The sequence below is a fragment of the Streptomyces soli genome, assembly GCF_003999195.1.
GTDB classification, from domain to species: Bacteria; Actinomycetota; Actinomycetes; order Streptomycetales; family Streptomycetaceae; genus Actinacidiphila; species Actinacidiphila soli.
In genome coordinates this window covers 1-23,165 of record NZ_RJVR01000017.1, presented here as the reverse complement: position 1 = coordinate 23,165, position 23,165 = coordinate 1, and the positions used below count along the sequence as shown (strand labels likewise).

Below are 23,165 nucleotides of genomic sequence, written 5' to 3'. Positions count from 1 at the left end.
GACGCCGCGGCCACACAAAGCCCGAACAAGCCCTCGCCCTCTACCGGATCGAATGATCACCACGAACCCGGACAAAGATCAAACACTCCGGGGCCCTGATGCTCGCGGTCCTCGCGTCCGTCGGAATCGAGGGCTTCAATGAGTGAGCAGTCGGGCTGGCCAAAGAAGGCGCTCTCCGAAGTTGGAGAATTGATCCGCGGTCGTCGTTTCACGAAGAACGACTACGTGGAATCCGGGCTTGGCTGTATCCACTACGCACAGATTCACACTGACTTTGGGGCTATCGTGAGGAATCCACTCACGTTCCTGGCCGAAGATTCCCGTGCGCGAATGCGCCTTGCTCATGCTGGAGATCTGGTCATCGCTGCGACCAGCGAAAACGTTGTCGACGTCGGGAAGGCGGTCGCATGGCTGGGTGACGACGACGTTGCGGTTCACGATGACTGCTACATTTTCCGTCACGGATTCGATCCTGCGTACGTCTCGTACTTCTTCGCATCATCTCTGTTCCATTCACAGAAGATCAAGTACGTATCCGAGACGAAAGTCGTGCGGATCTCGGGTGTGAACCTGAGCAAGATCGAGATTCCCGTGCCTCCTCGGCAGGTGCAAGAGCGGATCGTTGAGGTTGTCGGCGCGGTTGACGACCAGATCACCGCACTCGACGCGGAAGTGGCCTCTCTCCGATCCTTGTTGGCGGGGACCCGGCGGGAGCTGGAATCGGTCGAGGACAAGACCGCTCTCGTTGACCTCGCAGAACCACGGGGCATCCAGATCGGCCCATTCGGGTCTCAGCTCCATGCGCACGAGTACACGGACGACCCGTCGGGAGCTCCGGTGGTCATGCCGCAGGACCTGGTGGACGGCCAGATCCTCACCGCAAAGATCAAGCGGGTGCCCCACGACGTGGCGGCCAGGCTCTCCCGACACCGGCTCGCAGAGGGCGACATCGTATTTCCGCGACGTGGCGACCTCTCGAAGCGTGCCCTTGTCGTTGCCGAGCAAGATGGCTGGCTGTGTGGGACGGGGTGCATTCGCTTCCGTCCGCAGGACTCATCGCTGTCGCGGCTGCTCGCAGAAGCTCTCTCCGGCGCAGCGACCACCGAGTGGCTGGTCTCTCACGCGGTGGGGACGACCATGTTGAACCTCAACACCGAGATCCTGAGCAACCTGCCGGTGGCGGACATCAAGGGGCACCACGAGATCGCGGAGGCCTCCCTAGAGGTCGTGGAAGTAATCCGCCGAACCCAACTGCAGGCCACCCGGCTCCGCGAGGTTCGTGCCAGGCTGCTGTCGGGCCTGCTGGATCGCGCCATCGACATCGAGTCCGCCGAGCTGGGGGTCTGAGCCGTGGCGAAGGGTATTCGGGAGCGTGAGTTCCAGAACCTGATGATCCAGTGGTCCCTCCCGATGGGCTGGGGCTTCACAGCGGGCAGGTCGCTGTCGCGTGAGACGACGCAGACCGTGCTCGCAGGCCAGCTGCGGGACGCCATCATCCGGCTCAACCCCGGGGTGATCGACGGGTTCGACGTGGACACGGTGGTCGAGGAGATCGTCGCCACGGTCAACGCCGTCGAAGGCGGGCTGGTGCGGGCCAACGAGCAGGTGCTACGCCTGCTGCGCGGGCGTAAGGAGTTCCGGGACACCGACGGCGTGTGGCACGCCCTGAAAGTCATTGACTTCGAGCATCCGACCGCCAACACGCTGGTCGTGTCGGACGAGGTGACCATCACCGTCCCCGGCAAGACCTCCCGCCGGTTCGACCTCGTCTACTGGGTCAACGGCCTGCCCCTGGTCGTGGTCGAGGTGAAATCCCCGACCGCCAAGTCCGGGTGGGCCGACGCCGCCCACGAGATCAACGACGTGTACGCCACCGAGTACCCGTGGTTCTTCACCCCCAACGTCTTCGCCGTCGCCTCCGACGGGCTGAAGCTGCGGTTCGGTGCCGCCGGCGCGCCCACGAACCTGTGGCAGCCGTTCCGGTCCACCGCCGACGACGAGAACCTGTCCGGGCAAGCCGACGTGCGGCGCTCCGTCGAGCTGCTGATGAACCCGGCCGCGATCCTGGACATGCTCGCCAACTTCGCCCTCTTCGACACCTCCGGGGGTGGGGCGGACAAGAAGTACCTGCCCCGCTATCCGCAGATGGAGGCCGCGCACCTGATCCACGAGCGGGTCCTGGAGGGCGGGTCGAAGGGCCTGATCTGGCACCACCAGGGGTCCGGGAAGACGCTGCTGATGGTGTTCGCCGCCTCGCTGCTGCTGGCCGACACCCGCACCGAGTCGCCCACTATCATCCTGCTCTCGGACCGGACCCAGCTCGTCCGGCAGACCTCCGGGGTGTTCACCTCCGCGCTGGGGGACGCCTACTTCCACCAGCCCGCCACCAGCCAGGAGTTGCGGTCCCTGCTGGCCGACGACGTGCGCGGCGTCATCTCCACGACCGTCCACAAGTTCGCCGACGCCGGCAAGAATCTGTCGACCCGGGGCAACATCATCGTGCTGGTCGACGAGGCACACCGCACCCAGTCCGCCAGGTCGAAGTCCCTGGCCGGGCAGATGCGCGCTGCGTTGCCGCACGCGAAGTTCTTCGGTATGACCGGCACCCCCGTCAGGAACCTCGCCACTGATACCTTCGCGCTCTTCGGCGAGGAGACCGACCCGGGCAGGGTGCTGCACCGGTACTCGGTGTCCCGCTCTCTGTTGGACGAGGCGACCGTCCCGGTCATGCTGGACCCGCACCCGGTCGCCTTCGAGATAGACGACCAGGCGTTGCAGGCTGAGTTCGACCAGTTCGCCGACGAGTTCGACCTCGACGACCCCGACCGTGAGGCCCTGTCGCGCAAGTTCGGGCGCCTCACCTCGGTGTTCGCCAACCCCGACCGCATACACACGGTCTGCCAGGACATCGTGGACCACTACCTGGCCAGCGCCTACCGCAACGGCCTCAAGGCCCAGGTCGTCGCCTACAACCGTGAGCTGGCCGTGGCGTACAAGGACAAGATCAACGAACTGCTGGCCGGCTTCGAGGCGTCACACATGCTCGCCGAGGTCGGGAAGCATGACCGGATCACCGCCGAGGTGAACATCTCCGTCTCGGACTCCAAGGGCGAAGACCCCGCCATGCGGCCGTTCCAGCTCTCGGAGGCCGAGGAGGAGGAGCAGAAGCGGCGGTTCCTCACCCCGGACGACCCGCTGTGCTTCTTGGTGGTGACCGCGAAGCTGATGACTGGGTTCGACGCCCCCAACGAGGGCGTCCTCTACCTGGACAAGCCGCTGAAGGCCCACAACTTGTTCCAGACGATCACCCGCCCGAACCGCACCTGGGTCTCCCCGACCGGGTTCGTGAAGACCTCCGGCGTGGTCGTGGACTACATCGGCCTGGCCGAAGAGGTCCAGCGGGCCGTCGTCGACCCCACCTCGGAGGGGGCCGGCAAGGGGGGCGGGTTCGTCACCGACGTGTCCGAGCTGGTCGCTGAGTTCCGCACCACCTTCGCCCGCATCGAAGACCTCCTCGCGGACGTGGACGGCCTGGACCTCACGGTCCACGGATACGAGTCCGTGCGAGCCATTAACATCTTCCTGGACGCCGATCCTGGCGCCGCCAAGGTGTTCACCAAGGACTACCGGCTCCTGGCCCGCCTGTACCCGCTCATCAACACCGACAAGCGGGTCGCCAAGTACCGAGACGGATTCGGGCTGTTCGGGTCCGTGTACACGACCCTGTTCAAGAAGTCCTCCGACGAGGAGAGGAAGGAACGGCTGGGCGAGCTGGGGCCGATGGTCCTGGAGATCATCAATGCCCACGTCCACTCCTTCTCCGTGGTCGCCTCCCAGGAGGAAGCCCTCGTCCTGGACGCCCAGGGCATCGCCATCCTCAAGGAGCTGCTGGCCCTCGTCCGCCCCAAGCCCGACAAGGACGACGGCGAGGACAAGACGCCGCCGTCCGCGGCGGAGATCCTGGACCGCATCAAGGCCGCCCTCGAAAAGGGCGTCGAACCGGGGTCCGCGAAGTACACCGCCCTCGCGGAGCGGATCAAGCTGCTGCGGGACCGGATCATCCAGAACGCCCAAGACGCCCTGGAGTTCCTGTCCGAAGCACTCCGGATCGCCCGCGCCATCGTGGACGCCGAGAAGCACCCCGACGAAGCCGTCGTCGTTCTGGACGACGACCACATAGGTGTCCTGTCGCGGATCATCCACGACCACGCACCGTCCGGCCTCACAGTCACGGAGAAGAACCTGGCCGAGGAGATCGACCAGGTAGTCACCCGCACCCTCGCCCGGTCATGGGACAACGCCGACGCTCGCAACCGAGGCGCCCGCCGCGCCACCGCCGCGGTCTTCCGGCGGTACACGTTGAAGCCGGTAGGGGAGCCGTATGACTCCACCGTCGCCTACATCGAAGCCCACTACCTCGTTGACTGACGGATGATCGGAGGTCCGGCAACCTGTGGCGGTTGCCGGGCCTCGTCGCGCTGATCGGGCCATGATCTCTCCCCTACGCTGCGGGTCGTCGGCCAGGGCCCGGCCCGGTAGAGGGACATCGCCGAGCAGTCGGGCCTGCCCAAGGGCACGGTCTCCAAGGTGGTTTCGCGGCTGGTTGACGCCGGGCTGCTCGCCCGCCTGGAACGACGGCACCGTGGCCGCCAAGTAGCGCCACAACGCCAAGGGCCCCGGTCGGATCACACCGGGAGGGGCCCTTTTCTGCGCCTGCTGCTGTTCCCAGCGCGTTCCCACACACCCTCTGGACTGGGACTGAGCTACCGTCAGTGGATGCGTGATCCGCTGGAATCGAACCGCTTCGGGTCAGTACGGCTCGCAGTCTTCGCCGCAGGTGACACACACGCCGGGCTTCATGATCCCGTCGTGACAGTCGTGCGGGAAGCGGCCCGGCCCGTCGTACTCGCGCATCATTTCGGCGTAACAGTTCCGGGAATGTTCGCACCGGGTGCAGCAGTCATGACTCGTGATGAACCGGTGCGCTTTCTTGCTGCACGCTCGGTGGCCGCACTGCCGGTACCCGCCGGACCCGCTGTTGTAGTGGGTGCCGAAGCTGCCTGGGTCGTCGCCAAACCTGCGGATGACATCCTCGTCTGCCTCGGCGGTGTCGCGCGGCCATGCGCTTACGACGAATTGGGCGAGGTTCGCAGCGCCCAGAGAGCCCAATCCCCATTTGCCACGCATGTGTTCCCCCCTCGTGGTCGGTTCTCCGGCGACAGTATCGGCTGCCGCGGCCAGACGTGCGGAAGGGCCCGCCGCAGCATCGGGGGGACGATGGGGGCGCGGCGGGCCCTTTCGGTTTCGAACGTACCTGCGGCACATACCACGGGCAACGGCTGGTTTCATGCCCTCACGGCTTACGCGGCGGGCCGAGCAGGACGACACCTTCGTCCGTGACGAACCCTGCGACGCGGGCCCGCACACCGCGGATCTCGCGTTCCTCCGGGGTGCCGTGTCGGCAGGGTCGGCGGCCTCGACGGCATCTATGTGCTTCTGAAACGAGGGCATCCACCGAAGCACGTGGGGCAGGTCATCCCACGGAATCCGCACGTCCGCCCCGAATCGGCCCCGCGGGTGGGACTTCTTGGTCGGAAACATGCCGCGCATGAGCATGACCACGTACGGGATGGCGAGCACGTCGAAGGCGTCTGTCACCTCCTGGGCGCTCGTCTTCCACTCTTCGGCACCGCTCTCGCGGAAGATGCCGAGATGCGCACGGCACAGGTACACGTGCGCGCCTCCGTTGAGCAGGCCGATAAGGCGCCGCTGTGCGTGGCGTTCGTCTTCGCTGAGTTTGGTTGGCATGAGGTCACCTTGTGTCGAGCGGCAGCGTAGGGGAGCTTTCAGGGCTTCGCGGCCGACGCGCTCACGTTGGCTGGCGCCGTCGCGGGCTTGCACTTACCGCATGGGTTCAGTTCTGCGCGCAGGGCCTCGTACAAGCTGATTTCGACCGGGCTCCCAGGCCTGCCGTTCGGGCTCCTCAGAGGGCAGCGCCGGTCCGTTCCTGTGTGGTAGACGGTTCCGCGTCCCCGTGGGCCACTGGGTGCGTACCACCACGCAGATACGACCACCTTCGTCTCCAACTGGTCGAGTTGCCGCTGCACCTGCTCCAGTTGCCGCTGCACCTGCTCCAGCTCAGTCAACAGTTCGCGTTGGCGCGCGCCGAGTCGTATGCGCGCTTCGTTCGGAGTCTCCATGTGACCCTCGGTTCTCTCGTGGTGAGCATTGGGCTCGGCGCCTGATCGGCGTACCGTCAGCCTCGGCGCACTACGACCTGAAGGTACACAGGGTGGGGCGTTGTGTGCCGGTGTGAGCGTACGGGCGCGCCCCCGGCGCAGTGTTGCTGCCTGGGGCGTGAACGGCCCTGTAGGGCTCGCAGGTTGGCCTACGCGCGGCCGGTGAGCCGGTCGTACATGGTGCGGTCCTCGGTGAAGACGCGGCACCGGTCGGCGTAGCCCATCGCGTCGAGCTCGGCGGCCGTGCCCGGCATGGCGAGGGTGTCGGCCGGCGGGCGGCTCATCGCTTCCATCATCTCGGCATGCCGGCGCACGGTCGGCGACACGTAGCCGGCCTGCTCGACGTGGCGGCGGCGCGGCGCCGGGTCGCCCGTGCTCTCGGTGATGTGCTCGCGGCCGGTCATGCGGCGCCCTTCACGGCGCGGTCGATGAACCGGCGCACCTGCTCGCGGTTGCGGTGGGCGTGCTCCCGAAGCGGCGCGTTGACGAGCGCGGGCTGCCCCGGCGGCATCTGCACGTCGGCGGCGACCTCGTCGAGCAGCGTCGCCAGCACGGCCCGGTGCCGATGGCGGCCAGCGTCCGGCCGGTCTCCAACGACACGGCGGCGACGCCCTGCTGCGGCTCGACGGTCGGTGCGGTACGGGACGCGGGCGCGTGCTCCCAATCCCCGCCGGTCGGCGAGGCAACGTGCCGCATGATCGCGGGCGCCTCGACCTGGCGGAGCAACGCGGCGGCCTCGCGCATCGCGTCGTCGTGCGCGGCCACGGCGGCGACCAGTTCGGCGACGGCGGTACGGGCGGCGTCGTACGCGGCGGCCACCTTGGCGGGGTCGGCCTGCTCGACCAGCGTCACGGCCTGGGCGATGACGCGGGCCCGCTCGGTCTCGGCGGCGTCGGCGGCGGCGCGCTCGGCCTTCCGGCGGGCAGCCTCCGCTCGCAGCTTGGCGAACCGGCCCAGCTCGCGCTGTTCGGCAAGCTGCTGCGGTGTCACCTTGCTGTCGCCGTCGCGTACGCGTTCCTCTAGCGCGGCGAGCAGGTTGTCGGCCTCGCGGGCTTCGGCCTCGGCTTGGGTGACCTCAGGCGGGGCGTCAGTGTTGGGGACGGTGGTCATGCTGCGGTGGCTCCCGTTTCGTGGTGGGTTCATCGGCGGACCGTTGTCGGTACGGCCTGCCTTTCTCGGCCTGGAGCCTGGTCAAGCTGGCCGACTTCCTGGTCGCCGAGGGGGTGGTCGACGACATCAGCCACGAGGGCCTGCGAATCCTGCTCCGCGAGGAAGGCGTCACCTTTCAACGCGTGAAGACCTGGAAAACCTCCAACGACCCCGACTACGCGGCGAAGAAGGCCCGAGTCGAGCGCCTCTACGCCATCGCCGATGGCGAGGTCATACCCGAGGACGGCGAGCCCGACGTCATCTTCTGCATGGACGAGTTCGGGCCGCTCAACCTCCAACCGCACCCCGGACGCCAGTGGGCCGAACGCAGTGGCAAGAGCAAGGACCCCAACCGGGAACCCCGCCCCCGGCGGCGGGCCACCTACACCCGTCCGCACGGCGTCCGCCACCTGTTCGCCGCCTACGACCTGGGCAAGGACCAGCTCTACGGCCACATCAAGAAGACCAAGAACCGCTCGAAGTTCCTGGAGTTCTGCCGCTACCTGCGGAGCCTCCACCCAGCAGCGGTGCGGATCGCCATCGTCTGCGACAACTACTCCCCGCACCTCACCACGAAACGCTGCCAGCGGGTCGCGGCCTGGGCTGAGGCGAACAACGTCGAGATCGCCTACACCCCGACGAACTCCTCATGGCTCAACCGGATCGAGGCCCAGTTCACCGCCCTGCGCTACTTCACCCTGGACGGCACCGACCACGCCAGCCACAAAGAGCAGGGCAGCATGATCCGCCGCTACATCATCTGGCGGAACAACCACGCCCAGGACAAGCGCCTACGCGACATCGTCGCCCGGGCCAACGTCGCCTGACGCAGCCGCACCCCGCCGGAACAACCCAGTCCACAGGAACGTCACGCCGAACAGCGCTGACTCGGGGGGCTCCTCACGCATGCGACGTAGTTCGACCTCTACCAGATTGGAGAAGATCCAGCGCAGCGATTCGGGTGTGTAGGCGAGGCCGCCCTGCAGTTCGCGTTCACGGTAGAGGTCCGAGTCGGCGAGTTCCGACCCCATGCCCCCGTCGCCGGCGGCGAAGCTGGTGAGTGCGAGGTGTCCGCCAGGGGCGAGGACGCGGCCAAGGAGAGCCAGGTAACTGACGCGGCGGTGCGGCGGCAGGTGATGGAAACACCCTGAGTCGACGACCAGGTCGTACGGGCCGCTCAACTCGGCGGCAGGGAGCGCGAAAGCGTCACCGCACAGGAAACGGACGTCGACTCCAGCCTCATGAGCCCGCTCCTTTCCCCAGGCGACGGCAGAGGGAGAGAGGTCAACGGCGTCCACCTCGAAGCCGTGTGATGCGAGATACAGGGCGTTGCGGCCCGGTCCGCACCCCAGATCCAGGGCTCGTCCGGGAGCGATCAGGCCCTGGTCGAGGTAGGCGGCCAGGTTCTCGTCCGGCTTCGCCACGAAGAACGGGACGGGTCTTGACCGGTCGGCATAGAAGCGGTCCCAGAAGTCCTTGCCGTCGCCGGTCGCCAAGCGGCCGGCCTCGGATTCAGATGTGAAGAGCCCGTCCAGGAGCGCGAGAACGTCCTCAACGGTGCGTACGGTCCGATCCATCGGCCCCCCTTTCAACCGAGACCGATGATAGGAACAACGGGTATGAAAGACCAGGTCAGGCGGCATATCGCGACGGCTGGAGTGGGCTGCTGACGCACGGAGCTGGCGGAGAAGTAACCCAACTCCAGACCCCGGCCCCGCGTCCGCCCGAGCACCCCTCGGGGGCCAGGAAGGGGCCATTCCCGGCCGCGCCGGGGAGGCAATTTTGACGAGTTTTCCAGCGGTGCTACAGGGCGAACCTTGCCTGATGCGGCACTAGTTGTCGGTCCTTGCTGCCATGCTGTGCCGATGCATATCGGATCATGGGACATAGGTTCGGCGAGTGGCTACCTCCTTGCCCTTGTCCCCGTGGGTGTCGGCTGGGGCCTCGCCACCTGGTCAACGGCGCAGAGTCAGCGGCGCTCGGACCGCGAGGCACTCCAGAAAGAAATCGACGCCTTCGTCCAGGCCGTGCTGGACCTCCGAATAGCCGGGAGAACCCACGACTTCCTCTGGGCGGGCAAGGCCGAGCGGTTCCGCAGCTTCATCCTCGTCGGGGTCGCGGCGATCGCGGGCGCAGCCCAAGCCTCGGGCAGTGAGGGACGCCGAATGGGAGCGGGTTTCACCGAGGCTGTCCGCGTGCTCGCAGCGGAGCGCCTGAGCGTGAATCAGTCCGCCGCCATGCTCCAGGCGCCCCTGTCGCGTCTGACTGCGGCGGCGTCACCGCTCATGCGGAGCGAGCACCGGACGCTGGCCGCTGCCACGGAGCAGCTGCTCCTGGCAGTGGAGAACATCCAGGATGAGGCTGCACTGGAGGAGGCATCGCGTGCCTTCGGCGATGCGTCGCAGGAGGCACTCAACTCGACCTGGTGGAAGCGGCTTCGCCGACGCCGCGCTGCACGTGCCTAGGTACGGGCGGCAGGAAGGTCGGAGCTTCGTGGTGGAGGCCGCCTGGGCGCCTCGTGTCCTCCCCGCGTAGGCGGGGCCGAGCCGGACGACGAGTACCAGGGCATCAAGTCCACCGTGTCCTCCGGGTGAGCCGTGCTCGCCAGCCACCTCGGTATCCCCCGAATCTAATCGGCCGCCTGACCCTCAGCCTGGCGCAACCACCTCTAGGCGCGGCGCGAATGCGCGCGTGCACCGCGGGTGGGAGATGGGCCACGCGGCAGCGTCCTCCACGGTACGCAGCGTGCCCGTGGCCTTGTCGGGGGTCCTTGTGGCTGATCCAGCCGCACCCGGCGCCGTCGAAGACCTGCATGAACTTCACGCCGGCCTCCCGTGCCCGGTTCAGGGTGCCCGCGTTGTAGGCCCACCGCCGACTTGGCGAGCGTCGCCGACTCCGCCCACGCCTGCACCGGGTACCGGGCGCCGTTGTCCTTCCGGGTAGCGGCAGGCCCGGCACCCGCGGTGGGGTGCCGGGCCGGGCCTGGCTGCGTTACTGCTCGTCGGTCGCCTTACGGGGCCGGGACCGGGCAGGCTTCACCAGCTCCGCCTCGGGCTCCGGCTCCGGGTCCGGGTCCGGCCACGTTGGGTCGCGGCTCTCGTCGCCCCCTGACGACTCGCCCTCTGCTGACGCCAGCGGCAGCAGCGCCTCGTAGACCGCTGCAGCTGACGGCCGCGCCTGCGGGGCCTTGGCCAGCATCGACGACACCAGCGCGTCGACTGCCGCTGGAACGTTGGTGCGCCGGGCCCGTACCGACGGCGCTATCGACTGCAGGTGGCGGCACGGACTACAGGGTCAATCTTGGCAAGGGCTAGAACCAATCACGCTCCACGCCGCTTCGTCTTCGCGGCATCTCGATATCGTGATCGCCGTGACAACGACGCACTTGTTGATCCTCAGCGACCGCGCGGCACTGAGCTGGGTCCTTACCGAGCAGCGCATGGCCTTCCCCGCACGCCGCTCCCGGCAGTCCCGCGCCCTGACCGAGGGCGACGAAATTATGCTGTACACGACGCGCGGCTGCTTCCGGAACCCGACCCGCGACCTGGGCCGCGTCATTGCCCTCGCTGAAGTGTCCGGTCCGGTGCGGGTCCTCGACGAGGAGGTGCGGCTCGGCGGACGGCGGTTCCCCGAAGGGTGCCCGCTGCAGATCCGCGGTCTCGCGCCTTTCCGGGAGGGCCTGGTGCTCCGCGACCTCGTGCCGTCGCTGACCGTCTTCCCGGACCCGGCGACCTGGAGTATCTGGCTTCGCCGCTCGTCCCTGCCCCTGCCCGCTGGCGATGCGGAATTGCTTCGGAACGCACTACGGCCTCTGCTCCGGCCGTACGCGGAGACCGTGGACCAGTACCGCTGGGGGTCGGCTGGCCGGTAAGTTGTTCGATGGGATCGTGAGTTGTCCTCCGCAGCAGCAACGTCGTCCTCCGGGCGGTCGCTCTCCCAAACAGCAAGGTCCATGAGCGCAGGCCGGCACACGACGCTGACAATCACCGCCCAGCTTGTTCATCGCCTTAACCGCAGCGTGACAGCGGGCCTCGCCGCCATAAGAAGCTTCCTGTTATCGCAGTCCGGGACCTGTCGGTCCCTCACCGCCGGTCTGCGCGTCGATGCCGCCAGAAGCCTCGGCAACGTGACCCTCGACCGGGCCAGCTCGGTAAAGGGCAAGCTCTCCAGCGGGATCACCGAGCGAGCGCGCCGTCGGCGCGGGGACGAGGAGGAACGCGACGAGGAAGGCTGAGTGAGCGCCGACCGTCAGCCACGTGCGCAGCCCGACTACACCCTCAACTGCGAAGAGCCCCCTAACCCCGACCACTGACAACGGCCCCGGCCGCAAGGCCTGCCCATTGCGGTGCTCACCCAGCGGTAGTGACGTCGGGGCGCGGCCCGAAGGCTCGCCTGCAGCGGGGGTGGGAGATCGGCCACGTGGCAGCGTCCTCGACGGTGCGCAGGCTCCCTGTGGCCTTGTCGGGGTCCTTGTGGCTGGTCCAGCCGCATCCGGCGCCGTCGAAGACCTGCATGTACATCACGCCGGCTTCCCGGGCCCGGTTCAAGGTGCCTGCGTTGTAGGCCACGGCCGACTTGGCGAGCGTCGCCGACTCCGCCCACGCCTGCACCGGGTACCGGGCGCCGTTGCGGTAGATGACGTAGGCCATCTGGTGTTCGGTGGCGAGCCTGTCAGCGAGCGCCTTCGCGGCCTGCAGGGCGGTGGTGTTGCCTGCGGCCAGCAGCGGCACCTCGCGGCGTGCGGCGTCCCGTACGGCCCGGTAGAACGCGCCAGCGATGCGCTGCTCTTCCTGGGAGCGGCGTAGGAAGTCGGCGTAGGAGTCGGCCGCGAGCGACTGCAGGGCCTCGGTGTGGATGAGGGTCCACGTGAACCGGCCGCCCACGGCTTCCGTGGCGCGCTGGGCGCCCTGCTCGTACAGGTGCGGCAGCTGGCGGCCGACGAACGCGCGGGCTTCGGCGTCGACGCGCTGCTGGAAGTCGGCGATGGCGGCCTGGAACTCCGCCAGGCGCGCGGTGACGTGCGGGGGCCGGCCCGACTCGGTGAGCGCGGCCAGCACGGCGGCCTGCTGGTCCGCGAGGCGCTGCCAGGCGTCCTGCAGCACCGCCGCGACACGGGCCGCGACCTGCTTCGCGTCCCCTGGCACCAGCGGCGGGAACTCGTAGGCCACGACTACAGCCGTTCCCAGCGGTAGGCGCGGGACCGGTCCTTGGGGCGCAGGGAGGCGATGACCACCTCGACGTCGTCTCGGGCGTCGTCGGGCGCGGTGCCCTGCTGCACGGATGCGATCTGCCGTTCCAGGCCGGTGAGGTTGTTGCTGTTGTCGAGGGTCACGACACCGCTGACGGTCATCTGCAGCGGGTCGTGGAGCAGCTTGGCGCGCCGCTCGGACAGCACCTCCAAGGCGACGGCCTTCGCCGAGCCGAGGCGGGTGTAGCGGGCTTGGAGGTCTGCGGGGTCGGTGCTGGTGCCGAGCTGCGCCAGGAGCCAGGCCAGGACTGCGGGATCCATCGGGGCGTGTCCTTCCGGGAAGGGGTAGGCCCGGCACCCCCCACGGGTGCCGGGCCTGGCCTGGGTTACTGCTCGTCGGCTGCCTTGCGGGACCGGGACCGGGCCGGCTTCACCGGCTCCGCCTCCGGCTGCGGCTCGGGCTCAGCCTGCGGCGCGGGCTCCGGGTCCGGTACCGGGTCCGGGCCAGCGCCGCCGGCGTCCGGGTCCTGGTCGACGTCGCCGCCGTCCTCCTCCGCGTCGTCTTCCCACGCTTCGGGGTTGGTGATGGCCTCGGCCAGCTCCTCGTCCGGCTCGTCACCGGGCTGCAGGATCAGCCAGTCGTTGGTCTTCGGGTGCCGCACGTGCACCGCTGCTGCCAGTCTGCGTCCCATGTCACAGCACCTTCGCGGTGATGTGGCAGTCCGGGGCGAACAGCACCGGCATGGCGACGGCCGCGCCCTTGGTCCAGATCTGCACCGGGTCGTCCTTCGCACCGCGGGTGATGATCAGGCCGGGGGCGTCCTCGCGGGTGATCGACGGGTTGGCGCCCCGCGACAGCGCCAGCGACTCGGCGGTGGTGCCGTACATGGTCTGGCCCCACTTCGACCGGTCCGGCGGCAGCATGATCCACCGGTCGTCCGGCAGGCACTTCGTGGCGACACCGTCCACGCGGACCTGCGCCCGGTACAGGGTGATCGGCGGCAGGCCGTAGTTGTCGCGGACCACGTTGATCTGCTGCGGCGTGAGGCTCGCGGTGGGCGTCGTCGCCGGGTTCACCGACCCGTAGTAGGCGGCCCGGTAGGCGTTGTTGCCCGCCAGGTAGGAGAACACGCGCCGCGAGGTGATGACCATCTCCGGCATGGGCGCGCTGATGGAGTCCAGGTAGGCGAGCCAGCCCAGCTCGTCCGCGATGGGGTCCGACGTCGGGTCGGACCACAGCTTCGGCGCAGTGGGCATGTTCGCGGCCGGGACACCGAAGTCGACGTCCAGGGTCAGGCCGTTCTCGCCGACCAGGGAGAACTTCCCGTCGGTGAGGACGTCGCCGGCGGCCAGCTCCAGGCGGGAGTTGACGGCCTCGACGTGCCGCTCCACGTCGTCGTACAGCAGCTGCAGCAGCCGGTCCGCGTCGGCGCCGCGGGAGGTCTCCTGCAGGATCAGCTCCATCTCGCCGACCAGCAGCTTCTGGCCGAGCGCGGGCAGCATGCCCTGTGTGGAGGTCTGCCACGCCTGCCGGTCGGAGAACGGCACGGAGGCGTCGAACGACCGGTACTTGGCGGCGTTGACGTACCGGCCGGTGTTCTTGATCCGCCACATGACGTCGTTCACCGACACCTTGGCGAACACCGTCTGCGTGAGGAGGAAGTCGGCAGGGGACGGGATGTAGCGGGCGAACGTCGTCAGGTCCGCGACCGACACGTCCTTGATGAGGTCTTGCACAGTCATCGCCGGGGCTCCTTACACGAACCGGATCTGGCAGACGGCGGACGGGGCGACCGCGGCCACGGCGACGGGCAGCTTCGCGGTCTTCACCGAGCCGTGCCACAGCAGCGCCGCAGGCACCTTCGTCTGCGCCGGTGCGAACAGCACCTCGGCGAACACGAACCCGGCCAGGTTCTGCCGGCCATCGGCGGCGCCGGTGGAGTACAGGCCGTACAGCCCGGAGGCGGTGATCTTGCCGACCGGGAGGCCGGACAGGAGCCGCGAGTAGGGGATGGTGGTGTCGGTGCTGGCGAAGTAGTGCGTGCCAGCAGCGAACGTGGACATGTCGAGGGTGATGGTGTCGACGTTGTCGGTGCCGTGCAGGCTCGCGAGCCAGGCACGGTCGGCCGTCAGGTTCTGGGTGAAGGTGACCGGCTGGACGGTCATGTGTCCTCCCGTGGACGCGATCAAATGGGGTGATCGTCCGCTCACCAGCCGGTGGCGTCGTCCACGGGTAGGGGCGTGGTCCCCGTCAGGTCCGGCCTTGTCCCGCCGGTGGGAAGTCAGGTGCTGCGATGGAACGTCAGGTGGCCGTGTAGCCCCGCTTGCGGGCCATCTCCGCCCCGGCTGCGCCCCGCTTGGGCACGTTGCCGCCACGCGGCGGGGGACCGCCCGCAGGAGAGCCACCAGGCGCGGCCGGCGGCACAGCTGCGGTACCGAACAGCTCGGGGCGGCGTGTCTTGAGGGCGGCAGCAGCATCGGCGACGGCCTGCTCGTCGGCGTCGTCGTCGACGGCCAGCAGCCGCTCCGCGTCCCTCAGGTCATCGCCGGACGCGCCGAGCCCGACGAGGGCAGCACGGCGTACCGCAGCCCGCTCCCGGGCCGCGGCCAGCGCCTCACGCTGCTCCGCTGCGGTCTGCGCCTCGGCGGCGGCCTGCTCGCGCCGCTCGACCTCCGACATCTGCGCGGCCTTCGCGTCCTGCTGCGCCTTCACGAACGCGGCCAGATCGTCGGTCTTGGCGAACCCCAGCTGCTCCACGAGCTTGCGCACCGCGGCACGCTCGCCCTGCTGCTTCTCGCGGGCCAGCAGCCGCGTCAGCGTCTCCTGGTCCATCGGCTGCCCGGCCGGGGCAGCAGGCAGGGCGGGCTGGGCGAGGTCGGGAAGCTGGTCGTTGGACGGGTCGGTGGGATCCGCGCCCAAGATCGGGTAGATCGGGCGGCCGTCGCGTCGGTGACCGACGACCGTACGCGGGTGGGGCAGGGGCCTGACCATGCGGATCTCGTCCTCCAGCAGCAGCGCCCCCGCGCCGACCAACACTGTAGCGCCCATAACGATTCGAGCAGGTGTCCCACCGACCCGGGGACACCTGCCAGGATCCGGACATGTCTGATGCCCCGTCCGAGAACACGCCCCAGACACCCGCAGCGTAGCCAGGCCCTAGTCACCTGCTGGGGTCCGGACAAAGCCTTCGACCCAGGTGTCTTCGTCGAGTTCGTAGCCGTCGAGGAGGAAGCACTCCGGCTCGTCCCGGAAACCTGGCAGCAGCCGGGCTCGCTTCATGCGCTCCTCGGCCCGCTCCCGGGTCGAGTAGATGCCGAGCAGTTTCACGTCGTCGCCGTCCTGCTCGTCGATGAAGACGCCGTCCTGGTCGACGTGGACGGTCGAGTCGTTGTCGCCGGCTTCGTTCTGGTGGCCAACATGCCAGAGCGGATACACGATCACGGTCCCGAAGCTATCAAGAGGTCGCCGCTGTTCTGAGCTGCTGCCCGCCCGAACCCCCAACCTGCGGTGCCCGACAGGGCCAGTACGACAGGACCAAGCGCGAGGCCAAGCGCGCTGCGGACGAGGCAGAGATCAACTGTCGGCGCGGCGACTTCGAGGAGAAGGCCGCCGGCATCCTCCGCGGCGACATCGCGACCCTGCCTTCTGGCGTCCGTGCTCGTGCCTCAGAGTGCGCGACGGGCAAAGCAGCAACGCCGGGCGACTCCCCCATGGGGCGCCCCGGAGCGGTTTTCGGCCAAATCCTTCATGGATGTAAGTGATTTGCTCACTTTGTCGCGCTTGTGGTCTGGCGTTTCATGCTGTTTGCCATGAGGATGCCCGCGCTTATCGGTGAGTGGGGGGAGCTGTATGGGGATCGCTTGGGGGGTACGTGTTCGCGACAGAGCACGGCCGGAGGCGTCCGGATGGCCGGCTGTCCCGGTTTGGGCGGGGGCATCGGTCGCTGATGCCGGTCGCTCGGCGGACGTGGATCCCACAACGTCAGAGGTGACGCGGTTCCTCTGCCAGGCCGTCTATGTCCGTCCTGACCGGACGAAGCCGGTGAAAGCTTGGTGGCGCAAGGTTCGGGGCAAGGAGGGGAAATCGAAGAAACCACGCCGCAGTACCAGGCGTCCGATCTACCTGGAAGGCAGCGACGACTGCCCTCCGCTGGGCGAGCCGATGGCGCAGTGGGTTGTCGACCACGTGCTGCATGGGCCGCCGTTGCCTGTTCCGTCATACGGGTTCGACCTTGTCTCGGTGCTGGCGCACAGTCTTCGTGCGCGACGGCGTCGGTGGGGGCGGCGTGTGTGCGTCCTTCTCCTGATCGTGCTGGCCGCCTATGTGGTGCCGCCTGTCGCGACGATCTGGGGCGTTGCTGCCTTTGTCGCCCTGATCATGCGGTGGGCTGCGTTTCGCGCGGCCCGAAAGGGTCGGAAGTCACGGCTGGCGAGTTCACCCCGCGTGGCGTACGCCGTGCTGTTCGTACCGTGGCTGCTCGCGCTCTTGCCGTACGAGCGTGAGTTGCGCCTCGGGCTGGTCCTGCTGCCCTTCGCGCTGCTGATCGCGGCCGCGGTGGTGTGTGCTGGTGATCGGCTCGCGGCGCGGGCGGGGTTAGCCGCACTCGTCCGAGAAGGCGTGTCGCCCGATCGTTTGCCCTGGGTCGCTCGGAAGGCTGGGCGCAGGACGTCCGAGATCGGGGAGGACCAGTCGCGGCCGGAACTGCCGTACGACTCGTTGGAATGCTTCGTCGGTGCAGGACGCGATGTCTGGGGGCCCGCCCGCATCAACATTCCCCTGAAGCCCAAGGATTCCGAGGAGTCGGTGAGGGAGTTCGGAGAAGCTGATCTGCTACGTCGGGTGGGCAGAGCCCTGAATGAACTGGGCCGCGGTGCCCGGGAGATAACCGATCCGTTGCCCGGCTTCTCCATGACAGAGGTGGCTGGTCTGCCGTCAGCGTTGTGGCTGGGTCGCACCCGAGAGGCGAAGGTTGAGCTTCCTGAACTGCGCGGGCGGGGCCGCAGATCACCGTCGAGCAGGCCGGACCGGCGGTACCTGCGGGCGCAGTGCATCAGCTGGAGCGGCCAGGTCGTGGTCAGCGTGTTCGTCCACGCCGCGCTAGAGGCAGGTGAACTGCGACTGACCGTGCGGCCACACGTCATGACGCCGCTTTACAACGAGTTGCGGGTAGCTGCGGCACCTGCGAACAAGCGCGGATTGGGTCTCTTTTGTTGGCTGACGGTTCAGTCGCTTCTGGACGCTGCCACGGGCCCTGTCGTGCTGTGGAGACTGGCCGCCCGACTCGGGGAGAAGACTGAGGGCCGTGCCGAGGAAGTGGATCCGGTGAGCCTGCGCGACCGGTACTCCACCGAGGAAGTCACTGACATGCACCAGAGCGACGACGCCAGACGGCACGTCGTGCTGATGCAGTCCTGCGTCTTCCGCACCGTCGACACGTATCTCGACGAACTGGGGGTCGACACAGCCGCGTACGAGCGGCAGGTGACCGCGGTCATGACCAACATTCAGGTCTTCGGCGACAACAACGCCCCCATCCAGAACATTGCCGGCAGCAACATCAGCAACGTAGGCCAGGACAGCAAGGCCCAAGGAGGTAAGTGATGATCGCGGGAAGGCGCCGCCCTGAACAAGAGCCGGGGCACGGCTCGGGCATCAGCATCGGCGGTAACAACATTGCCCCTCTTCAGAACGTCGTGGGGCAGAACATCTCCAACGTGCACCAGTCCGCTTTGGTTCAAGGCGCCATCGACATCGAGTCGGTACGGGAACTTCTCACCTCGTTCCGATCAGACGTGGAACGACATGAAGCGGCACTGCAGAACGTCATGGTGCTGCGAGCCATGGCGGACAACGTCGATACCGCGCTGGGGGCGCCCGATACGCAGGGCAGTGCGCTGGGCAGGATCGCACAGGTTCTGCCTGCGCTGGTGGCCGGAACCGTGGTCCAGCAGGGGGGAGAGGCGCTGGCCCACGCCATCGGTGCCTTATTGAGTTGAGCCCACCCGCTGTCCCTGCCCAGGGCACAGGACGGGACGGCCCCTTCCTCGCGGGAGCCATCTGGGAGCCGGATTTCGAGATCGGCTCCCAGATGGCTCCCAAAGGCCCCAGAAAACCCGGGAACGGGACTCTGACCAGCACCGCGGCCGGCCTGAGGGTCCCCTCGGGAGCGGGCATCCCCAGAGCCGCCATCCGGGCCGGGACGCTCTGCAGCCGCCAAGCCTGCACCGGCGTCGGCGGCCGGGGGACCCGGGCTTGACCGCTGCTGTGGCCGTCGTTCCCCGTGAGTCCCCGTTGCTTCCCGCCGGACCGGGCACGCAGCGGGCACGAGGGCAGCTCGTGGCGGCCTCGGCTTCGTTGGCCCCTGCTGATCGGCTCCGGGACCCCCCGGGTCTGCCCTCGGCTTCGGTCAGGCTGTGCGCCTCCAGATCTCCTTCCAGCGCATGGACCTGGCGATAAGGATGCTCCGGTCGACGTCCGTCCGCTGCGAGCCGAGACTCACCCCGCATCGTGCGCACAACCGGTACAAGTGATGACCGCTTTTCCAGGAGGACGTTCCCTCGTCGCTGCCGCATGTTCGGCATGGCGAGAAATCTGCTGCAACCGGGACTGTCGAACGAAGAACGCGTTCCACGATGGTCGGAAGCGGTTCGGTGGGGTGGAACTCGGGGTTGGGGCAGTAGGCAAGGATTCCTTCCGCACCGTGTCGTTGATCTCGCCAGCTGCTGTCTGCCTGGGGAGGGCGGCGGCCGAGAACCTTCTCTCGTCGGCGGCGTGCCACGAAGGCGGCCTCGTCCGCCAGCCAGAGCTGGCGGGCCGCGTGGAGCTCCTCCACTGCACGAACCAACGACGCCGGATCCTCCTCCAGGACAACGGGGATACGGGCGCTGCGGCAGAGGTGGTGGTAGGTCGCGCGAAAGCCATACGGAGCAAAGCACACCAGACACGTGCGCAAGGCGTTGTGGCGAGCGCGAACCGCAAGGCTCGTGTCATGGACGCGGCGACGATGCGTCTCAAAGCTGGCCATCATGTGAGGCTAAACCGCGGGTCTACCCGCGCGCATCCGACTATCGCCAACGAAGGCAGACCGCCCCAGCACACCACGGCGGTCCCCGAGCTTGCATCCCATCTGCCTTCGACCCATGCCAGACCGCGTGCGGTCCAGTCGGCCCAGACTGACGGAGGTGTGGATGTGGCGCGTGACGGCGAGGTTTCCGCTGTCACGCGCCACAGGTCTGCCCGGCTCGGCTCGCCCGGATCCGGGCGAGGGTGTCAGTTAGTGTCGGTGGCCGCCGCCCCAGCGTCCCCAGGAGGTGACATCGATGGTGTGTCCGCGGTCGTCGCGCAGGGTCGCGGTGTCGCTGTCGTTGTTCCAGACGTAGGCGCGGCGGTCCTGGTAGAGGTCGTGGTCGGTGTCGCGGCCAGTGCCGGTGTGGACGCGTACCGACTGCCTGCCGACCAGGCGCAGGTGGTCGAAGCGGTAGCTGTGGTGGTCGGCGTCGGTCAGGGTCCAGCCGCCCAGGTTGACCGCGTACCGGCCGGTGTTGGTCACGGTGACCCACTCGGCGTTCAGGCTGCGGTTGGAGCGGTTGTCCCAGCCGGGGCTGTCGTACTGGATGGAGCCGAGCACGACAGACGAACGCTGCTCGTAGCGGGGGTGATCGTCGTGGCCGGCGGCGGTGGCCGGCAGGGTGGCAGCCGCGACGAGCGCGCTGGAGGCCAGGGCGGTGGCGGCCAGATAAGTGATGAGATGGGACATGCGGATCCCCCTTCGTGCGGGCACGGAAGCGGCCGTGCCGGTGGTGCGTAAGTCCCGGCGTTGTGCCGAGGAACATCACTTTCATGGCCGCACGCCATCACATCCCGAAAGACACAGTTTGCGTTACCAAAGCAGGACATGACGGAAACAGTCTCTTGCAGGACCCACGCATCCCGCCACACCCGACGGGTCATCACGTGGCCTCTGCTCCCACCCCGGCGGCGCCCACGCTTCCTCGTCCCCGCCACCCTCACCCACCCCACACGCCACCCCGCGCCACCACCCGAACGGCGCCGCTCGCGTGTAACAACGCGTCAGCCCCTCGACTGCGTCCCCGCCCAGCGCCGGGCCGCCGCGCCGTGCCGTCAGCGGCGGGGATGCCGTTGAGCAGCTTGTGACGACGACCCGGTATGCCAACGCCCTGGAATGTGCCGCCCTGTCATTGATGGAGGAGTACCAGGCTGGGACGTGGGCGCCGATGCCAGAAGAGCGGAAACTCGCCGACGGCCTGGCCCGCGTGCAGTGGAGCCCGCATTCGTTCCGCGCAGGCCTGCGTGAGCTCCCGCCAGCCGTTCACGAGGGCCGACTTGTCGGTGTCCTCGACCTGGCGGTCCCGGCCCTCGAAGACAACGGCGCCGACGGCGCGCTGCTGAGCTTGCACGTCCTCATCGACGCTCTTGCTGCCGAGATCTGAGCTCGGATCGACTCCGTGATGTACCTGCGCTGGGGGACTCAACTCTGTGCGCGTGCGTCCGACGCCGTTGTAGCGCAGTTAGACACTCAGCGGAGTGTGGACTCAGAGCGGGGAGAACCGACGAAATGCAGCGCGTAGCCAAGGGGGTTCGGTTCAGCTGCCGCGTCATCCGTCCGGCGGACCGGAGCGAACGCCTGAACCCCGCTGGCCACGAAGGGACTTACGGACCCGCCACCACCCGCGGCCGACTGACACCACGGTGCCGCCAACGAAAAAGGCGAGTGTGTTCTCCAGCACCTGCGACCAGGGCAAGTCGGGGAGGAACAGCCTCGAAAAGACCAGAGATCCGACCGTGGCCACGAACACCACCGCCGTTCTGCGGAGCGACATCCACCCCAGCCCGTCACGTTCCGCCACGTCCGCCACCCCGTTTTTTACCTCAGCCGCGGCCCACGCGCGGAGTTCTCGCCAAGTGCCCCGACATCGCCCAGGGGTCCGAACAGAGCTTCCGCGCAGCCTACTCCCGGCGCGCACGCGCACTCGGAAGCAGACGGCTCCGGAGGCCCTTGGCTCATCAGCCGTTCGCCCTGGGCAGCGGCCTGATCCTTCGAGTCATTCTTCTCCTTGGCCGCGAATAGGCCGGACGCGGCGGCGGCCTGCTGTCGTGCCAGCGACGTTGATGTCAGGCGTTGATGTCAAGCGCCTCGGAGGACCGCTTCCGTCGGCGCTTGATTAGGTCACTAATCAGTAGTCCGGTCCAAAAGACTGCGAACACTCCAGCTGGCACCCGAACGTAGAGCGAGCTTCCGGTGCTTGCGGCTGTCCAGATCCATCCCACGGTCACCAGCAACGTGTAGGCCGGGCTTTGGAGGCTTGTCCGCTTGTCGGCCACCGCTCTCCCCCATCACTCGCCGGTGCTATCCCATGGAGATCCAGCCATGGGCCCCAGTTTGGAAGATCCCGTATGCGGCCGGCGGGTGACTTTGCAAGATGATGACATGCGTGATCGCGTGCGGCTCCCCGTGATCCCCGCAACGTCCCGCCGGATCGGGCACGTTCAGGTCACGGCCCGTTGCTCCGCTTCGACGACCTCCGTCCCAGAGCGAAGGCCTGTCCGACCGCCGTCACGGTCATCAAGATCCGGATGACCTTGTCTCCATCGGTGATCGCGAAGAGCGTGAGAATTGCGACGTATGCCACTTCCCACCGTGGGCTGTTGTACCAGCGTGTGCCCTTGTTAGTCACTGCGCCCCTCGCTCGCCTTTCTGCGGCGGCGAACCACATCGTGGCAGATGTCGTACAGAACCAGAAGCACCACAATCGATCCGGTGATGGGCAACCACACGGACTCACCGTCCCTGTACATCTTGATGCTGATCCACAGGAGGAGAGAGGAGCCTGCCAGGCCCGCCATGGGCCGCACGACCGCGCCAGCAGTCTCCAGGGGGCTGTTCACGGGCATGATCTTGGCAGGTACCCGGACGGGCCGCTAGAGGTGATCGCGGGCGGTGTGGAGAGAGTTTGAGGTCTGGCCCTTGGGGTGAGAGATCGGGGTCCGTACGCTGGTTGCGGATCGGGCTGGCTCCTCGCCTGCCCGCAATAGTCCGATGAGGGCCCCGGTCTTAGAGGCTCGCCCCAAGGGCCAGACCTTAAAGTCTCGGAGCGCCGCCGGACCCAGCCCCGGCGGGTCTCGTCTCATGCCCTCGGGGCCTATCCAACGTGGGCGCGCGTCGGCGGCGACAGCGTCGAGCGGGTGTCGGCAACGGGTGAAACGAGGGCCACGTACGGCGGCGGCCCGTAGGCAGGAGCGCGGGCGCAGCCGGCGCGAAGGAGCGCGCCCGGCGGGAGCGTGAGCGACCGCCGGGTGACTTGATGAAGTAGGGAAACTCTGACCGCAGGGTGTAATTGTGCTCGCCGCTTCGCTAGCTCGTCTGCCTGTGCGCCTTGGCCGTGCTGGTCACTGTTGCGTCTCGGCATGATCCAGGGCATTGCGCGAGGGTCGTCCGAACTGTGACGATGACCTCCGTTTGGGAGGGTGAACCGCCGGATGCCGCTGCTGTTCTGGTTGTGGATGCCGCTGCTGGTGATGTTGTGGTCACCTGTGGTGTGGGGGATCTTGTGGCTGGGCACGGGGCGCG

General features: G+C 67.9%; 22 protein-coding genes and 1 pseudogene. 9 read left to right on the top strand and 14 right to left on the bottom strand.

The window, feature by feature from the left end; translation table 11 throughout:
* The first annotated feature begins 138 nt into the window (after positions 1–138).
* Both EFK10_RS01030 and EFK10_RS01025 read left to right on the top strand, forming a co-directional pair.
* Positions 139–1,347, top strand: coding sequence for a restriction endonuclease subunit S (locus EFK10_RS01030; protein WP_127353906.1), 1,209 nt, complete (start codon positions 139–141; stop codon positions 1,345–1,347).
* A gap of 3 nt (positions 1,348–1,350) precedes the next feature.
* Positions 1,351–4,428, top strand: coding sequence for a type I restriction endonuclease subunit R (locus EFK10_RS01025; RefSeq protein WP_127353905.1), 3,078 nt, complete (start codon positions 1,351–1,353; stop codon positions 4,426–4,428).
* A 381-nt stretch (positions 4,429–4,809) separates the two neighbouring features.
* Here the strand turns inward: EFK10_RS01025 and EFK10_RS01020 are convergent, their stop codons facing one another.
* From EFK10_RS01020 to EFK10_RS01010, 3 genes are all read right to left on the bottom strand, one after another.
* Positions 4,810–5,808, bottom strand: a complete 999-nt coding sequence (locus EFK10_RS01020; RefSeq protein ID WP_127353904.1) for a hypothetical protein — start codon at positions 5,806–5,808, stop codon at positions 4,810–4,812.
* Positions 5,809–6,388: 580 nt separating this feature from the next.
* Positions 6,389–6,643, bottom strand: a complete 255-nt coding sequence (locus tag EFK10_RS01015; RefSeq protein WP_127353903.1) for a hypothetical protein — start codon at positions 6,641–6,643, stop codon at positions 6,389–6,391.
* A gap of 10 nt (positions 6,644–6,653) precedes the next feature.
* Positions 6,654–7,349: a hypothetical protein gene (locus EFK10_RS01010; RefSeq protein WP_127353902.1), complete on the bottom strand. Its 696-nt coding sequence runs from the start codon at positions 7,347–7,349 to the stop codon at positions 6,654–6,656.
* A gap of 50 nt (positions 7,350–7,399) precedes the next feature.
* Here EFK10_RS01010 and EFK10_RS01005 point away from each other — a divergent pair.
* Positions 7,400–8,215 (top strand): annotated as a pseudogene (locus tag EFK10_RS01005) (transposase); the annotation flags it as partial.
* On the opposite strand, the gene EFK10_RS01000 reads toward EFK10_RS01005, so the two are convergent.
* The gene (locus tag EFK10_RS01000; RefSeq protein WP_127353901.1) at positions 8,180–8,965 is read right to left on the bottom strand and encodes a class I SAM-dependent methyltransferase; all 786 of its coding nucleotides are present in this window, start codon (positions 8,963–8,965) and stop codon (positions 8,180–8,182) included. The pseudogene EFK10_RS01005 and the gene EFK10_RS01000 sit on opposite strands and share 36 nt — an antisense overlap.
* 288 nt (positions 8,966–9,253) lie before the next feature.
* Here EFK10_RS01000 and EFK10_RS00995 point away from each other — a divergent pair, with 288 nt between their 5' ends.
* Positions 9,254–9,853, top strand: a complete 600-nt coding sequence (locus EFK10_RS00995) for a hypothetical protein (protein WP_127353900.1) — start codon at positions 9,254–9,256, stop codon at positions 9,851–9,853.
* A gap of 526 nt (positions 9,854–10,379) precedes the next feature.
* Here the strand turns inward: EFK10_RS00995 and EFK10_RS00985 are convergent.
* Positions 10,380–10,586: a hypothetical protein gene (locus EFK10_RS00985; protein WP_127353899.1), complete on the bottom strand. Its 207-nt coding sequence runs from the start codon at positions 10,584–10,586 to the stop codon at positions 10,380–10,382.
* Between the two features lie 172 nt (positions 10,587–10,758).
* Between EFK10_RS00985 and EFK10_RS00980 the strand changes: the two genes are divergently transcribed.
* Positions 10,759–11,259 carry a hypothetical protein gene (locus EFK10_RS00980; RefSeq protein WP_127353898.1) on the top strand — a complete coding sequence of 167 codons (501 nt, stop codon included), beginning with the start codon at positions 10,759–10,761 and terminating at the stop codon, positions 11,257–11,259.
* Between the two features lie 81 nt (positions 11,260–11,340).
* A complete protein-coding gene (locus EFK10_RS00975; RefSeq protein ID WP_127353897.1) occupies positions 11,341–11,622 on the top strand; it encodes a hypothetical protein in 282 nt (93 codons plus the stop codon).
* Positions 11,623–11,737: 115 nt separating this feature from the next.
* On the opposite strand, the gene EFK10_RS00970 is transcribed toward EFK10_RS00975, so the two are convergent.
* From EFK10_RS00970 to EFK10_RS00940, 7 genes are all read right to left on the bottom strand, one after another.
* Positions 11,738–12,556: a hypothetical protein gene (locus EFK10_RS00970; protein ID WP_127353896.1), complete on the bottom strand. Its 819-nt coding sequence runs from the start codon at positions 12,554–12,556 to the stop codon at positions 11,738–11,740.
* 2 nt (positions 12,557–12,558) lie between these two features.
* Entirely contained in the window at positions 12,559–12,897 is a 339-nt protein-coding gene (locus EFK10_RS00965) for a hypothetical protein (protein ID WP_240676894.1), read from the bottom strand.
* A 65-nt stretch (positions 12,898–12,962) separates the two neighbouring features.
* Positions 12,963–13,268, bottom strand: coding sequence for a hypothetical protein (locus tag EFK10_RS46870; RefSeq protein ID WP_164835750.1), 306 nt, complete (start codon positions 13,266–13,268; stop codon positions 12,963–12,965).
* A 1-nt stretch (position 13,269) separates the two neighbouring features.
* Positions 13,270–14,319 (bottom strand): major capsid protein, encoded by a 1,050-nt coding sequence (locus tag EFK10_RS00955; protein ID WP_127353895.1) that lies wholly within the window; start codon positions 14,317–14,319, stop codon positions 13,270–13,272.
* 12 nt (positions 14,320–14,331) lie between these two features.
* Positions 14,332–14,742, bottom strand: a complete 411-nt coding sequence (locus EFK10_RS00950; RefSeq protein ID WP_127353894.1) for a head decoration protein — start codon at positions 14,740–14,742, stop codon at positions 14,332–14,334.
* A gap of 136 nt (positions 14,743–14,878) precedes the next feature.
* On the bottom strand, positions 14,879–15,625 hold the full coding sequence (locus tag EFK10_RS00945; protein ID WP_127353893.1) for a hypothetical protein: 747 nt from the start codon (positions 15,623–15,625) through the stop codon (positions 14,879–14,881).
* Between the two features lie 108 nt (positions 15,626–15,733).
* Positions 15,734–16,018 (bottom strand): DUF7336 domain-containing protein, encoded by a 285-nt coding sequence (locus tag EFK10_RS00940; RefSeq protein WP_127353892.1) that lies wholly within the window; start codon positions 16,016–16,018, stop codon positions 15,734–15,736.
* A gap of 546 nt (positions 16,019–16,564) precedes the next feature.
* Here EFK10_RS00940 and EFK10_RS00935 point away from each other — a divergent pair.
* Together EFK10_RS00935 and EFK10_RS00930 are read left to right on the top strand one after the other, a co-directional pair.
* On the top strand, positions 16,565–18,178 hold the full coding sequence (locus EFK10_RS00935; protein WP_240676893.1) for a hypothetical protein: 1,614 nt from the start codon (positions 16,565–16,567) through the stop codon (positions 18,176–18,178).
* Positions 18,178–18,573 carry a hypothetical protein gene (locus EFK10_RS00930; protein WP_127353890.1) on the top strand — a complete coding sequence of 132 codons (396 nt, stop codon included), beginning with the start codon at positions 18,178–18,180 and terminating at the stop codon, positions 18,571–18,573. The genes EFK10_RS00935 and EFK10_RS00930 overlap by 1 nt, the downstream gene beginning before the upstream one ends.
* 1,277 nt (positions 18,574–19,850) lie before the next feature.
* Here EFK10_RS00930 and EFK10_RS00925 read toward each other — a convergent pair.
* Positions 19,851–20,333, bottom strand: coding sequence for a lamin tail domain-containing protein (locus EFK10_RS00925; RefSeq protein ID WP_127353889.1), 483 nt, complete (start codon positions 20,331–20,333; stop codon positions 19,851–19,853).
* A gap of 394 nt (positions 20,334–20,727) precedes the next feature.
* Here EFK10_RS00925 and EFK10_RS00920 point away from each other — a divergent pair, with 394 nt between their 5' ends.
* The gene (locus EFK10_RS00920) at positions 20,728–21,027 is read left to right on the top strand and encodes a hypothetical protein (protein ID WP_127353888.1); all 300 of its coding nucleotides are present in this window, start codon (positions 20,728–20,730) and stop codon (positions 21,025–21,027) included.
* A gap of 1,237 nt (positions 21,028–22,264) precedes the next feature.
* Here the strand turns inward: EFK10_RS00920 and EFK10_RS00915 are convergent.
* Positions 22,265–22,483 (bottom strand): hypothetical protein, encoded by a 219-nt coding sequence (locus tag EFK10_RS00915; protein WP_127353887.1) that lies wholly within the window; start codon positions 22,481–22,483, stop codon positions 22,265–22,267.
* Positions 22,484–23,165 lie beyond the last annotated feature (682 nt).